Below are 14,709 nucleotides of genomic sequence, written 5' to 3'. Positions count from 1 at the left end.
CATGGTCAGTGACTGGCCGCCGTAGCGCCCATTTCGTTGAGCAGCCGGAAGGTCTCGAAACGCTCCAGCGCGAACGGCTTCAGGATGTCGGGCACGCGACCCTTGGCGATGGTCTCCGCCATCCGCTTGCCGGCGACCGGCGTTGCCTTGAAGCCCCATGTGCCCCAGCCGCAATCGAGCCATAGGTTTTCGAGTGGGCTGGCACCCATGATAGGGCTGTAGTCCGGCGTCATGTCGGTGATCCCTGCCCATTGCCTGAGCAGCCGCACGCCTTGCAGGAACGGGAAAAGGTGCACGGCGCCTTCGGCGAGGTGCTCTTTCATGTCGAGCGTCGAACGGGTGGAATAGAGCTGGTAGGGATCGGAGCCGCCGCCGATGACGACCTCGCCGCGCGAGGACTGCACCAGATAGGTGTGCAGCGAGACGGAGGAGACCAGCGTGTGCAGCCAGGGTTTCAACGGCTGCGTCACCATGGCCTGCAGCGGATAGCAGCGGATGGGAAGCTCGACGCCGGCCATCAGCGCCACGTCGTAGTTCATCCCGCCGGTCGCGATCAGCACCTGTCCGCAGGCGATGCGGCCGCGGTTGGTCTTGACGGCCTGGACCCGGTCGCCGACGAGCTCGAAGCCTTCCACTTCGGTCCGCTGGTGGATCTCGACGCCGCGCCGCGACGCCTGCGCAGCGTAGCCCCAGGCAACCGCATCGTGCCGCGCGGTGCCGCCGTCGGCATGCCAGAGCCCGCCAAGGATCTCGAGCGCACCGCCATAGTCCATGTTGAGGGACGGCACGAGTTCCTCGACCGCCTTCTGGTCGACCACTTCGGTCCGCGTGCCCAGGTGCTTGCCCATCTCGGCGCGCGCATGGAAGCTGCGAAGCGTCGCTTCCGTATGCGCAAGGGTCAGCTGACCGCGCTGCGAGAACATGACGTTGAAGTCGAGTTCCTGCGACAGGCCCTCGAACAGCTCGACGGCTTCCTTGTAGAAGGCGATGCCCTCCGGTGTGATGTAGTTCGAGCGGATCGTGGTCGTGTTGCGCGCCGTGTTGCCGCCGGCGAGGTAGCCCTTCTCGATCACCGCGACGCTGCTGATGCCGTGGTATTTCGACAAGTGATGCGCGCACGACAATCCGTGGCCGCCGCCCCCGACAATGACGACATCGTAGGATGGCTTGAGGTCCGGCGTTGCGGGAATGTCGCCGCTGACCGGATAGTCCCTGCTGAGACCGTATTTCAGAAGCCTGAGCGGCATCTAGCCTACCACGCTGGCCGCTGGAGCATCGTACTGATCACTGGAGGATCGTAGAGCAACACCGAAAGATCACAGAAGCGGCTGTCCGGGTCGGTGAGCGACAGGACCGCGTTGCGGATCGCGCTGGCGCGGCCTTGTCCCAGCACCGGCGCCGCGAACTCCATGTACTTGGCCTCGATTTCAGCGTGTGTCAGCGGCGCCTCCGGTCCGCCGCGCGCGTGGACGTCGCCGGAAGCAAGCATCCGCCCATCGCTGGTCGTGATCGTCACGTCGGCCCAGCGGCCTGCCGGAAAGCGAGCGCTGTGGCGCTCCGATTCCGAGACGGTGATACGGCCCAGCATGTCCGCGACGGCGGCATCCTCGAGCCCGCTGCCGGAGATATGTTCCAGTCCGATGTGGCCATGGACGATGAAGGTCGCGACGGCGAAGCGCAAGCTGTACTGCGCCTTCGAGGTCGTGTCCGGCATGCCGCCGAACAGCGTTGCGGCGTAGTGGAAACTGTTGACCTCGACGTGGCGGATGTCGGACGGCGCCAGATGATGTGCCATGCAGAGCCCGCGCGTCGCGTCAATGGCTGCATGCGCCCAGCGGCAGATCGGGTAGGGCTTCACATACTGGTGCAGCACCTGCCAGAAGGCGCCGAGATCCTGCCAATGCGGCGCGACGTCGGGTGCCTCGACCGTGATCGCCGGCGCGCCGGTAAAGCCGCGCTCGGCCAGAACGGCGGCGGACAGGCCGATCAACGCACCGATCCCCGAGCCGTCATGCAGCATCGTCGGCGTGGCGATCTCGCGCATCATCTGGCTGCGCGGGCCGTGATATTCGGCAATGCCAAGCGCCTCTCGGAACTGCCCGTCGCTGAGCCGGCGCAGCCTTGCCGCCACTGCCGCCACGCCCAGCGCGTTCCAGGCCCCCGACGTGTGGTAGTCCGACACCGTCGCATGCAGCGCGATGCCGGCCCGGCCGGCCACTTCGTAGCCGACGACGAGGGATGCCAGCGCCTCCGGTCCGCTGAGGTCGGGGAACACCTCGGCAAGCGCTGCCGGGGCGGGCACGACGGCAACGCCGATATGGCCCTTGGTCGGGCTGTATCCGTCGTGGCCGTCGAGATTGTCGATCTGCGTCGCGGCCGCACAGGCGGCTCCGGCGATGCTGGCGCGGCGACCGTCGAAAAGCATGCGCGCCGAATACAGCGGATCTGCCGAGCCGTAGAGAAGGGCGGCGGTGTCGCGGGCGATCCGCCCGGCTTCCATCGGACCGGCCGCAATGGCAATTCCGAGCGTGTCGAGCAGGAGATAGCGCGCCTGCTCCAGGACAGGTACCGGGAATACGGCCGCCGGCCGCCGCAAAACGAAATCGGCCAGGCGAATGGCAACGCTGGTACTCGCGTCAGGCCCTTCACGCCGATGCGACGGCACAGCCACTTGCATTACTCCCCTCTGCGTCACGACATCATTAATTTGGGTCCATCGTGCTTTCACGCAATTAGTTTGGCGGCTTTGACCAAAAATATTCACGTCTTGCCATCAGGCACGATTGAATGGCGGCGCGTCTGTGGGATAGCTAGCGCATGCGTGTTGCAGGAGTTAGCGATGAAGCCGCCGCCCCCCTTGAACTATATCCGGTCCTTTGAGAGTTCGGCCCGGCATCTCAGCTTCACCATGGCCGCCAAGGAGCTCGGATACACGCAGGCGGCCGTCAGCACGCATGTCCGTGCGCTCGAACATTATATTGGGCGGCAATTGTTCATCCGCTATCCGCGCAGTCTCAAGCTCACCGAAATGGGCGAGGCGTTCCTGCCGACGTTGCGTCAGGCGCTCGATCAGATCGACCAGGCCACGGAGGCGATCGTGACCTCGTCGCGCAACCGCACGGTGGTCGTCTCCTGCCCGATGAGCCTGGCGGAGAACTGGCTGGCCGGCTGCATGGCCGCCTTCCGCAAGAAGCATCCCGAAATCGAGATCGTGCTTCACGGCACGATCTGGGAGGACCTCAGCGAGCAGATCGCCGATATCACCATTTCCACACGGCGTTTCGACGACCGTCCGCCCGCCGGCATCCCGCTGTGGAACGACGAGCTGGTTCTGCTGTGCGCTCCGGCGTTGCTGGATGGCGAGGATGCCCTGAAGCTGCCTCGGGATATACTCAAGGTCGATTGGATCTTCGTGCATGGCCGCCAGGAATACTGGCAGGTCGTCACGTCGGCGCTGGGCGTCGACATGGAAGATTACGACAAGGGCCTGACGACCAACGCTTCCAACATCGCGCTCGAACTGGCCGCCATGGGGGCAGGGCTCGTCGCGACCCAGCGCTCGCTTGCCCACGCCTATCTCCGGCGGGGACTGCTCGTCGAACCGTTCCCCGTCCGGCCGGCGAGCCCGTGGAACTACTACCTCACCGAGAACCAGCTTTCGAAGGGAACCATCGCGCGCACGGTGCGGGAATGGATTCTTCTGCGGGCGCAGGAGGATGGCGCCTAGCGCGGGTTCCACAGCCGGCAAACTCAAAAATTTGACACGCCAATGGCATTGTTTTTTTAGGTCATATAAGCCGGTTTTTGGCGGTTTGCTCGGGCTCAAGCCCTTCCGGGATTTTTGCATCGCCTCTAACATCCCCCATGCAAGGGGAATGTAACGGGCGGAAAGCCCAAACCGGAGAATCACAATGACGATTTTCAAGAGCAACGGTGACCGCGTCCCGGCAGCCATCGAAAGCTTTGCAGACGAAGTCAGGAACGGCGGCATGGATCGCCGCGAGTTCCTTGCCATGGCGAGCGCGATGGGCGCCTCCACGGCGTTCGCCTATTCAATGATCGGCCTCTCGCCGGCCCAGGCCGCTGCCCAGGAGCCGGGCAAGAAGGGCGGCATCCTGAAGATGCAGATGATCATCAAGGATATGAAGGACCCACGCATGTGGGACTGGTCGGAAATGGCCAACGTGCTGCGCCAGTGCAACGACTACATGATCCGCTACACCACCGACTTCACTTTCGAGGGCCATCTGATCGAGAGCTGGGAAGTCAGCGACGATGCCACCGAATACACCCTGCATGTGCGCAAGGGCGTGAAGTGGTCGAACGGCGACGAGCTCAACGCCGACGACATCGTCTTCAACATCGAGCGCTGGTGCGACAAGGCGGCAGAGGGCAACTCGATGGCCGGCCGCATGGCCACGCTGATCGATCCCGCCACCAAGAAGGCCATCGCAGGCGCCATCACCAAGGTCGACGACCATACGGTGAAGCTGAAATGCGGCCAGTCCGACGTCACCATCATTCCGGGCTTCGCGGACTATCCCGCCATCATCGTCCACCGCAACTTCGACAAGGACGGTGCCGATATGACCAAGACGCCCGGCACCGGCCCATACGAGCTCATTTCATACAAGGTCGGCGAGTCCGCTTCGGTGAGGCGCCGCAAGGACTTCACCTGGTTCGGCGGCGAGCCCTATCTCGACGGCGTCGACTGGACCGACTACGGGTCGGACGCTTCGAGCCCGGCCATCGCCAGCGCCTTCGAGGCCGGCGAGATCGACTGCAACTATCAGACGGTCGGCGGCACCGTGGACCTCTATGACGGCATGGGCCTGGTCAAGGAATCCGTCGTCACCGCGGGAACGATCGTGCTGCGCACCAATGTGACCAACAAACCATATGACGACAAAAGGGTGCGCAACGCCATCCAGCTCGCGGTCGACAACGAGACGGTGCTGAAGCTCGGCTACAGCGGCCTCGGACAGGTCGCGGAAAACCATCATGTCTGCCCGATCCATCCGGAATATTACGAGCTGCCGAAAGTGCCGCGCGACCTGGCGAAGGCCAAGGCGTTGATGACCGAGGCCGGCCAGATGGATCATGAGTTCGAGCTCATTTCCTACGATTCCGACTACGTCAAGGACCCGGCCGATGTCGTAGCCGCGCAGATGCGCGAGGCCGGCTTCAAGGTGAAGCGCACGATCATTCCCGGAACTTCATTCTGGAACGACTGGACGAAGTATCCATGGTCGACCACCGAATGGGGTATGCGACCGCTCGGAGTCCAGGTGCTGGCGCTCGCCTACCGCAGCGGTGAAGCCTGGAATGAATCAGGCTACGCCAACCCGGATTTCGACAAGAAGCTCAATGCCGCGCTTGCGGTCGCCGACCCTGCCAAGCGCAAGGAGCTGATGAAGGATGTCGAGTGGACGCTGCAGGATTCGGGCGTGCTGGTTCAGTCGTTCTGGCGTTCGCTTTACCGCCACCACGCCGCCTATGTGAAGAACCTCAAGATGCACCAGACATTCGAGCTGCAACTGGAGAAGGTCTGGCTCGACAAGGCATAGAACGGGTAAATCCATTGCAATACTCCAGGGGCGCATCTTGTGCCCCTGGCTTCGCCAGGCGACTGCGATTGACCAGCCAGCCGAACAAAACTCAAAGGCGCTCTTCGAAAGCGCAAAAAACAAAAGTCGCCGAACCAAGGGAAGAAATCTCGATATGCGTACTCATGCACAAGCCGTTGTCATCGGCGGCGGCCTGATCGGTTGCTCGATCCTTTATCACCTCGCCAAATTCGGCTGGTCCGACGTGGTTCTTTTGGAGCGCAACGAGCTGACGTCCGGCTCTACCTGGCATGCGGCGGCCAACATCCACGGCCTGCACGATTCCACCAACATCAGCCGTCTGCAGCACTACACCATGTCGCTCTACAAGGAACTGGAGATCGAGACCGGGCAGGGCTGCGGCATCTTCCAGCCGGGCTCGCTCTACCTCGCCCAGACCGAAGCGCGCGAGCATCAGCTGAGGCTGCAGGAGGCCAAGGCGCGGCGCTACAAGATGAACTTCTACGAGGTCGCGCGCGACGAGGCGGAACGGCTGCACCCGCTGGTAGATTTCGACGGCATACGCTGCATCATGTACGAGCCGGAGGGCGGTAACGTCGACCCGTCCGGCGTCACCGCCGCCTATGCCGCCGGTGCCCGGCAGCGCGGCGCCGAGATCCATCGCTTCACCCCGGTCACCGCCACCGAAGCGCAGCCGGATGGCAGCTGGATCGTGCGCACGCCAAAGGGCGACATCCACACCCAATGGGTGATCAACGCCGCCGGCCTCTGGGGTCGCGAGGTTGCCGCGATGGCCGGGCTTCAACTGCCGCTGATCCCCACCGAGCATCAGTATTTCGTCACCGAGACCATTGCGGAAATCGCTGCCATGGGCCGCCGGCTGCCCTCGGTCGCCGATCGCGACGGCGAATATTATCTGCGTCAGGAAGGGCTTGGCCTGCTCATCGGCGCCTACGAGCGCAAGATGAAGTTCTGGGCCGAGGATGGAACGCCGCTGGACTTCGGCCACGAGCTGTTTCCCGACGATCTCGACCGCATCGAGGAGAATATGCTGCGCGCGATCGCGCGCGTTCCGGCAGTCGGCACCGCGGGGGTCAAGAAGGTGATCAACGGGCCGATGATCTGGTCGCCCGATAGCGCCGTGCTGTTCGGGCCGGTGCCCGAACTCAGCAACTATTTCTGCTGCAACGGCATCATTCCGGGGTTCTCGCAGTCGGGCGGCATGGGCAAGCTGGCGGCCGAGTGGATGATCGAGGGCGAGCCTTCGCTCGACATGTTCGCCTGGGACATGGCGCGGTTCGGGCACTGGGCCGGCAAGGCTTTCACCAAGGCCCGCGTGCAGGATCAGTACAGCCACCGTTTCAAGATCCATTTCCCCAACGAGGAGCGTGCCGCCGGACGGCCGGTCCGCACCCGGCCCGCCTATGACATGCAAAAGCAGATGGGCGCCGTCTTCGGCCTCAATTTCGGCTGGGAGCATCCGCTCTGGTTCGCCGCCGAGGGCGAGCCGCGCGAGGAGACGATCGGCTTCAAGCGCCAGAACTGGTGGGGTCCGGTTGGACGTGAAGCGCGCATGCTGCGCGAGCATGCGGGCATCATCGACGTTTCGAATTTTGCCAAATACGAGGTCGGGGGACCCGGCGCGGAAGCCTGGCTCAACGCGCTGTTCGCCAACCGCATGCCGACGGAGATCGGGCGCTCCTGTCTCACGCCGCTGATCGGCAAGCGCGGCGGGATCGCTGGCGACTTCACCGTGACAAAATTGGCCGACGACGAGTTCATGGTTTTCGGTTCCGGCATGGCCGAGCGCTTCCACCAAAGGTTCTTCAAGGCCGTCCCTTTGCCTGAAGGCACCACGTTTCGTTCGCGCACCGAGGAACTGGCCGGCTTCAACGTCGCCGGCCCGAAATCGCGCGAATTGCTGCAGCGCCTGACCAATGCCGATCTGTCGACGGAGGCGTTTCCGTTCATGCGCTCGCGCCAGATCACGGTGGCCGGTGTCGACGTGGTGGCGTTGCGTGTCTCGTTCACCGGTGACCTGGGCTGGGAACTCTATTGCGCGGCCGCCAACCAGGTCGAGCTCTACAGCGCCCTGCTCGAGGCCGGCAGCGAAGTCGGTGCCGGGCCGGTTGGCTCGCGCGCGCTGATGTCGCTGCGGGTTGAAAAGGGATATGGCAGCTGGAGCCGGGAATATTCTCCCGAATACTGGCCGCAGGAGGTCAAGTTCGATCGGCTTGTCAAAATGGACAAGGGCGAATTTCTCAACCGCGACGCCTACGCCGCCGTCGCCGACAGGCCGGCGCGCGACGAGCTGATCATGCTGTCGATCGACGCCGGGGATGCCGACGCGACCGGCGGCGAGCCTATCTTCCTGCCGGACGGCACGCCGATCGGCCAGGTGTCCTCGGGCGCCTACGGCTATTTCGTCGAGCAGTCGCTGGCACTTGGCTATGTCAAGGCCGGCTCGGCCAAGGCAGGCGATGCCGTCACGGTCGCGATACTCGGGAGGCCGCACGACGCGGTGCTGCTGAAGCAGCCACCCTTCGACCCCGAAGGCAAGCGGCTGCGGGCGTAGGTGTGGACCGTCTGGCGGTCGGCGAGCCAACCGACAGAACCATCGACGCTGGCGGCTAACGCCAGCGAACCTGACGCAGGGAAGAGTTCAACGGCCTGAAAAAAGGGGAATCGCATGATCAAAAGGCATCTGCTGGGCACCATGTTTGCCCTGGTCCTCACATCCTCCGCGCATGCGGGAGACGTCAAGGTCATCAATGACGACGCGTGGTTCGCCGAAGGTCCGATCTGGTACCAGGACAAGCTCTTCTACGTCGAATACGGCCGCGGCACGGTGACCGTATGGGACGGCAAGAAGAACGAGATCTTCTGGAAGATGGACGGCTGCGGCCCGTCGGCCGTGCTGCCGACCACGGCCAGCGAGTTCCTCGTCACTTGCTACGACAACAACACGATCGGCCGCATCTCGGCCGACGGCAAGACGCTGCCGGCCTATGACAAGGACACGGATGGCAAGCCATTCAGCGGCCCGAACGACTTCGCACCCGACAAGGATGGCGGCACCTATTTCACCGGTTCCGGCAAGGGCGGTCCGCTGATCGACGCCTCGGCCTACTACATCGGCAAGGATGGCAGCGTGAAGAAGGTTGCCGGTGACCTGCACAATGCCAACGGCTTGGTCATGTCGAACGACGGCAAGATCCTCTATCTGGTCGAGACCGAGGACAACAGGATCATCGAGTTCGACGTCCAGCCCGACCACAGCCTGAGCAACCGCCGCGTCTTCCTGCGCCTCGACGATCTGTTCCCGAACCAGCCGCATATCTGGCCTGACGGCATCAAGATGGACAAGGCCGGGGAGATGTATATCGGCCAGAGCCCGCGCTCGCTCGATGCGCCCGGCAAGATCATCGTCGTCGACAAGGATGCCAAGCTGCTGCGCATGCTTTCGGTGCCGTCGCCATCCATGCCGAACTTCGCCTTCGGGCCGGACGAGAAGGTGCTCTACGTGATGGCGCTCGACCAGATCGACGCAGCGCCCTGGCACGGCAAGGTCTACGAGGTGCCGAACAAGTAGGGGTGTTTCGCCGGCGGCCAGAGCAATTCCAGGAAAAGTGCGAAACGGTTTTCCCCGGGAAAGCGCACAGCGCTTTCCCTTGGGAATTGCGTCAAAACAAAGAGTTAGAGCGGTTCGCCGTTTCCGTGAAACGGTGAACTGCCGCCGGATGACGCCTCAGCCGCCGAACCGGTCCAGCCAATGTTGGGCAAGGTCGGAGCGGCGGCAGATCCAGATGTCTGGATTGGCCTTGATCTTGTCGAGGAAGCGGGCCAGCCCGACCATGCGGCCTGGCCTGGCCGCCAGCCGGCAGTGCAGCGGCACCGTCATCATGCGTGGCGTCTTCTCGCCTTCGGCCAGCAGCCAGTCCACCCCATCGCTGACATATTCGAAGAACTGGCTGCCGGTTTCCAGGCCGGAGCCGCGCGAGAACCGGCTGTCATTGTTGTCGAAGCTGTGCGGCACGACCAGATGCCGCTTGGGGCCGACCTCGACGAAGTAGGGCAGGTCGTCATTGTAGTCGTCGCAATCGAACAGGAAGCCGCCGTGCTCCGCCACCAGTCGCCGTGTGTTGAGGCTGGGCCGGCCCGTGTACCAGCCGAGCGGGCGAATGCCGGTCAGCCGCTGGACTGTGTCAAAGGTCATCGCGATGTGCTGGCGTTCCTCGTCCTCGCTTAGCGGTGCGTAGTCGATCCAGCGCCAGCCATGGCAGACGATATCGCTGCCAAGCGCCGCGATCGCCTTGCCGGCGGCCGGATTGAGCTCCAGCGCACGTCCCACGACGTAGAAGGTCGGAATGATCTCCTTGTCCTGGAACAGTGACAACAGCCGCCAGACGCCGACGCGTGAGCCGTATTCGTAGAGCGATTCCATATTGCGGTTGCGCAGGCCCGGCACCGCTGGCGACACGGCAAGGTCCGACAGGATAGCCTCCGAGACGCCGTCGCCTTCGCCGATGCTGTACTCGGCGCCTTCCTCGTAGTTGACGACGATGTTGAGCGCCAGTTTGGCGCCACCGGGCCACGCGGCCGAAGGTGGCTTGTCGCCATAGCCGATGAAGTCACGGACGGGCAGGTATGGCATCTCTCAACGCTCCCTCGAATGCGATCGCCAAAACTATCCGCCGCGCATCTCGATCAGTATGCGCAGTGCCTGATCCATTGTCTCTTGCGGGCCGACCGTCGCGCGCAAGCAGTCCGTGAGGCCGTAACCGCCCAGGCCGCGCACAATGATATCGGCGCCGCGCAAGGCTCGGTCTGCTGCCTCCGCGGCCGCTGCCTCGGGGAAGCGGATCAGCACGAAATTCGTCCGGCTTTCCGGTACATCATATCCGGCAGCCCTCAGGTCATGCGCGAACCGGTCGCGAATCCTGGCCGTGCGGGCCACAATTTCGCGCATGTAGGCCTCGTCCTCCACCGCCGCGACCGCCATTGCGAGGCTTGCGGTGGTGACCTGGTTGGAGTTCTGCATCTTGCGCACTTCGGCGGCGACCGAAGGCGGAAACAGCCCCCAGCCGACGCGCGCGCCAGCCAGGCCATAGGCTTTGGAAAGCGTGCGCAGCACGACGGTATCGCCGCGTGCGACAAGCGCAAAGACAGGCCGTGGGTCCTGGTCGTCGAACTCGCCATAGGCCTGGTCGATCACGAGCAGCACATCCCCGCGCAACGCGGCGCGCAAGCGCAGCAGCTCGGCGTTGCGGATGCGGGTGCCGGTCGGATTGCCGGGATTGCAGACGAAGACGACCCGCGTTGCCGGCGTGACGGCGGCGAGGATGCTGTCGACCGAAACGGCGAAATCCTGTTCCGCGGCCCTGACATAGGCAGCACCGGTGCGGGCCGCCGCGGAGGCCACAAAATTATAGGCATAGGAGGTGCCCAGCACCTCCTCGCCCGGCCCCGCGAACGCCGCGATGGTGCAACTGATCAGCTCCATTGAACCGGCGCCGCACAGAATCAAATTGCGCTCGACTCCATGGGCTTGCGCGATCGCCTCGCGCAGCGCCGTCCAGTCCGGATCGGGATAGAGATGGCTGCGGGCAACCGCGTCCTGGCCAGCGGCGATCGCCCTGGGGCTGGGCGGAAAGGCGCTTTCGTTCTGAGCAAGGGTTGGCCGGTCATGGCCGCCGAAATTCGCGAGCGCGAAGGCAGACATGGCTTCGATATGGGCGGCGACTTTCAGGGCCACTGTGCATCCATGGGAATCTGGATGTGGGTCATCTCGCGAACTACCTTGGTCGGACGGGCTCATGGCCAAGCTACAATCCGCCGGCGTGTTCACAAGCAAAAACGAACCGCGCAATGGCTCCGAAATTCTGGCCCTTGTTGGGGCTCGGCACACCGCCGGGTCCGGACAGCCGCGCCGGCGCATTTTGACGCTCATTGCGGATGATCCGGCTCTGAGGTAATTTAGAGCTCAATCAGACGATGAATGTGCCCGCTGTCGCGACGGCCTCGCTCTGGTCGTGTCTCGGCGGATTGTGAGCTCTTTAACAGACCTTGATACCGCAAGCTGAGAGCTTGTGGTCGTCAGGTAGCGACGGTTAAGGCAGTTGTCATGCTCCGACTTTGCGGATTCATTGCGGTCGTCGTCGTAGCGGCCCTTACGGCGTTTGATGCGTCGGCCGATCGAAGGGTCGCCCTGGTGGTCGGCAATTCCGAGTACCGGGAAATCCCCGCTCTCAAGAATCCGGACAAGGACGCCGAGGACGTTTCCAAGACGTTTCGGCTGGCCGGTTTCGAGGTATTCGTCGCCAAGGATCTCACAAAACTGCAGTTCGAGGAGCAGTTCCGCAACTACCTCGCGGCGGCGGACGGCGCCGATCTGGCCGTCGTCTACTATTCAGGCCATGGCTTTCAGATCGGTGGCGAGAATTTCCTGATCCCCGTGGATGCCTCGCTGAAGAATGCGGCCGACATAGAGGTCCAGGCGGTCAAGCTGGACGATGTGCTCGAGCAGTTGCGTTCGAAATCGAAGATCCAGGTGATCATCCTCGATGCCTGCCGCAACAATCCGTTTCCGCGCAAGGACTATTGGCTGAGGGACCAGTTGATCGCAGCCGGCAACACCGGCCTTGCGCAGGTCAAAAGCTCGCTGAACACGCTGATTGCCTTCGCTACAGAGCCGGGTGCGGTTGCCTATGACGGGGCGGGTGATCTCAGCCCCTTCTCATCCGCCTTCTCCCGCCGCGCCCTGGCTCCGAACCAGGAGATACGCACGGTCATGGCCGCGGTGCGCCGCGATGTGGTCGACGCCACGGACGGCAAGCAGGTTCCGTGGGAAAACTCCTCGCTCATCGACGAAGTCGTCCTGATGCGCCGCGCCAGCCGGCCCTCGCTGCCGCCGGTCCTGGAGAAGGTCGTGCCGTCCGGGGTTGGTCCGGTCGCTCTGGATCTGCCGGAACCGGTCGACGTCGACGGCGGAGGCATAACCGTCAGCATCGAAAGGCCGCCGGCGCTCGGACGTCTGATGCTGGACGGCAAGCCTGTCGAGGTTGGCGAGCAGATCCCGGGCAAGGACCTGCCGCGTCTGCAGATGGATGTGCCCAAGGGCGGCGCCGCGCAGGACGAGGTGGATATGCTCGCCTACGCCACGCATGACAATTGGGGCGGCCAAACCCAGGGCATCCTGGTGTTCCGCGTCAAGAGCGGCGAAGGCGCTCAGGGCGAACAGATTGTGGCCTCGCTCGAAGCCGAGCAGAAGCAACAGGTCCTGGAGCGCGGCATCCATATCACCGGCGCCGCCGAGGCGATCGAAAACCGCGAGATCAGCGTCCCGGTCGGAGTTGGCCCGGTTCCGCTGAAGCTGGATTTCCCGACAAAGGATCCCTCCGTCAGCCTGAAACTCGCGAGCTATCCGGCAACGGGAACGCTGTCCCTGCCGGACCGTGCCCTGTCGCCGGAGTCCAGCCTGATGGCGGATGAGGTCGACAATTTGCGTTACGAACCCCAGATCGGTGCCGCCAAGCCGGTCGAGGTCGGCTTCGAGATCCGGGCCGACAGCAGCTCATCCAAGCCCGCCACCATGAAGCTGTCGCCAAGCGTCGATCCGTGCGACCAGGCTGCCGGCGAACCTCTCGACCTGCAAGGCGTCGTCCCCGGCCTGCTGCCGAATGAAATCGGCGCCAGCGCCGTGGATGTCTGCCAGACGGCGGTGAAGGCTTATCCGGACGTGCCGCGCTTCCGTTACGAACTCGGACGCGCGCTGCTTGCGTCCGGCAAGGTCGCGGAAGCCAGGACAGCCATCGAGGACGCCGCCAAAAAGGGGCACGTGCGCGCCGTCTTCGAACTCGGATATATCGCCTCGTCCGGAATAGGGATGACCGTCGATCCCAAGAAGGCCAACGAATTCTATTCAGTGGCGTCCGACAAAGGCGACCCCTACGGGATGACGGCATGGGGTCGCGCTTTGTTCAACGGTCTCGGCGTCCAACGCGACACCGGCAAGGGGCTGGACCTGCTGCTCAAGGGGGCGGCGATGGGGCACACCTATGCCATGAACGATCTCGCAGCGATCTTCACGGAAGGCCGCAACGGCGTGCCTGCCGATCCGGCCCGTGCCGTCGCTTTCCTCAAGGCAGGCGTCGAACGGCAGGACATGTATTCGATGAACCTTCTCGGTCGCAATTATATCACCGGGCGAGGGGTCGAGAAGGACCCGAAGGCGGCGATGGCGCTTTTCCAGAAGGCCATCGACCTTGGCCAACCTTATGCGCCTGGCAGCCTCGGGCGCATGTACCGGGACGGTGTCGGCGTACAGCAAAATCTTGATGAAGCGCAGCGCCTGTTCGAGTTGGCAACCGCTCGGGGTGATCAATCCGGCGCGTATGATCGCGCGGCCATCGAGATGCAGAAGGGCGACAAGGCCGACCAAGCCATAGCCGTGCGCTATCTTGCGTTCGCGGCCGCGCTTGATCTCCGCAACGAAATTCCGGACGCAAAGAACACGCTGGCGAAATTCGGGGCGAAGGCGAAAACCGCCGCGCTGAAGCAACTGCGCGCGGAACTCAAGTCCAAGACTCCGGCGAGTGGTTCTGTCGACACGCAACTGGTCAATGCGGCCAGGGCGGTCTGGGAACAAGCCAACCCGCGTCGGGATTTGTTTTGATCGACAAGGAGGCAATGGTGGGCAGGGCAATTAGACATGTGATCATCGCAACAGTTTTAGCCGGCGCCCTGGGGGGCATGATGGGCTGTACTTCGATAGTGCCAAAAGCAGAGCCCACACTAACGACGAAACACCGGACGAAGGCCATTCGCACGACGACCACGCCAAAAGTAGTCAAGCAGAAGAAGGTGACAGCCAAGAAAGTGGTCAAACCGGTTGAAGACGCACCCCCTCCCGTCGTTGCGCCCCTGGGTGGCGGCAGCGGTGGCGGCGGCACCGGCGGCGGTGCTGGCGGCTGGTGATGAGTTTTTGATAGTAGCCAAGGCCCGTGTGGCGCACTGCTGTTGACTTGGCGCTGCTTGCCGTGGCCACCCGCCACCATTTGGCGCGCCATTCCGCGCTCCGGACCTTGACTGGAAGACCGGCTGCAACTGCTCGCCAAGCAGCCGGAAGTGCTCTATGCTCCCG

The 14,709-nt window shown here is 63.5% G+C and carries 10 protein-coding genes; 6 read left to right on the top strand and 4 right to left on the bottom strand.

The features are described from left to right. Positions 1–5: 5 nt before the first annotated feature. Positions 6–1,247 (bottom strand): FAD-dependent oxidoreductase, encoded by a 1,242-nt coding sequence (locus tag AC56QQ_RS26510; protein WP_497123969.1) that lies wholly within the window; start codon positions 1,245–1,247, stop codon positions 6–8. Positions 1,248–1,252: 5 nt separating this feature from the next. Next, positions 1,253–2,671, bottom strand: coding sequence for an MmgE/PrpD family protein (locus AC56QQ_RS26505; RefSeq protein WP_497123968.1), 1,419 nt, complete (start codon positions 2,669–2,671; stop codon positions 1,253–1,255). A gap of 168 nt (positions 2,672–2,839) precedes the next feature. Between AC56QQ_RS26505 and AC56QQ_RS26500 the strand changes: the two genes are divergently transcribed. The 4 genes from AC56QQ_RS26500 (at position 2,840) to AC56QQ_RS26485 (ending at position 9,159) form a co-directional block, all read left to right on the top strand. Next, positions 2,840–3,727: a LysR substrate-binding domain-containing protein gene (locus AC56QQ_RS26500; protein ID WP_497123967.1), complete on the top strand. Its 888-nt coding sequence runs from the start codon at positions 2,840–2,842 to the stop codon at positions 3,725–3,727. A 184-nt stretch (positions 3,728–3,911) separates the two neighbouring features. Continuing rightward, the gene (locus tag AC56QQ_RS26495; RefSeq protein ID WP_497123966.1) at positions 3,912–5,567 is read left to right on the top strand and encodes an ABC transporter substrate-binding protein; all 1,656 of its coding nucleotides are present in this window, start codon (positions 3,912–3,914) and stop codon (positions 5,565–5,567) included. A 154-nt stretch (positions 5,568–5,721) separates the two neighbouring features. Continuing rightward, positions 5,722–8,142 carry a GcvT family protein gene (locus AC56QQ_RS26490; RefSeq protein WP_497123965.1) on the top strand — a complete coding sequence of 807 codons (2,421 nt, stop codon included), beginning with the start codon at positions 5,722–5,724 and terminating at the stop codon, positions 8,140–8,142. A gap of 114 nt (positions 8,143–8,256) precedes the next feature. Further along, a complete protein-coding gene (locus tag AC56QQ_RS26485) occupies positions 8,257–9,159 on the top strand; it encodes an SMP-30/gluconolactonase/LRE family protein (RefSeq protein WP_497123964.1) in 903 nt (300 codons plus the stop codon). 156 nt (positions 9,160–9,315) lie between these two features. Here the strand turns inward: AC56QQ_RS26485 and AC56QQ_RS26480 are convergent, their stop codons facing one another. After that, on the bottom strand, positions 9,316–10,221 hold the full coding sequence (locus AC56QQ_RS26480; protein ID WP_497123963.1) for an allantoinase PuuE: 906 nt from the start codon (positions 10,219–10,221) through the stop codon (positions 9,316–9,318). A gap of 33 nt (positions 10,222–10,254) precedes the next feature. Further along, complete coding sequence (locus AC56QQ_RS26475) at positions 10,255–11,322, bottom strand: pyridoxal phosphate-dependent aminotransferase (protein ID WP_497123962.1); 1,068 nt, start codon at positions 11,320–11,322, stop codon at positions 10,255–10,257. A 369-nt stretch (positions 11,323–11,691) separates the two neighbouring features. Here AC56QQ_RS26475 and AC56QQ_RS26470 point away from each other — a divergent pair, with 369 nt between their 5' ends. Next, complete coding sequence (locus AC56QQ_RS26470; RefSeq protein WP_489860076.1) at positions 11,692–14,241, top strand: caspase family protein; 2,550 nt, start codon at positions 11,692–11,694, stop codon at positions 14,239–14,241. Then, positions 14,238–14,543 (top strand): hypothetical protein, encoded by a 306-nt coding sequence (locus AC56QQ_RS26465; RefSeq protein ID WP_497100608.1) that lies wholly within the window; start codon positions 14,238–14,240, stop codon positions 14,541–14,543. Before AC56QQ_RS26470 ends, AC56QQ_RS26465 begins: the two co-directional genes overlap by 4 nt. The last annotated feature ends 166 nt before the right edge of the window (positions 14,544–14,709 follow it).

This window comes from Mesorhizobium sp. RCAM 05099 (assembly GCF_059683685.1).
Note: the sequence above shows the minus strand (reverse complement) of the source record. Positions and strands in the feature narration are given on the sequence as shown.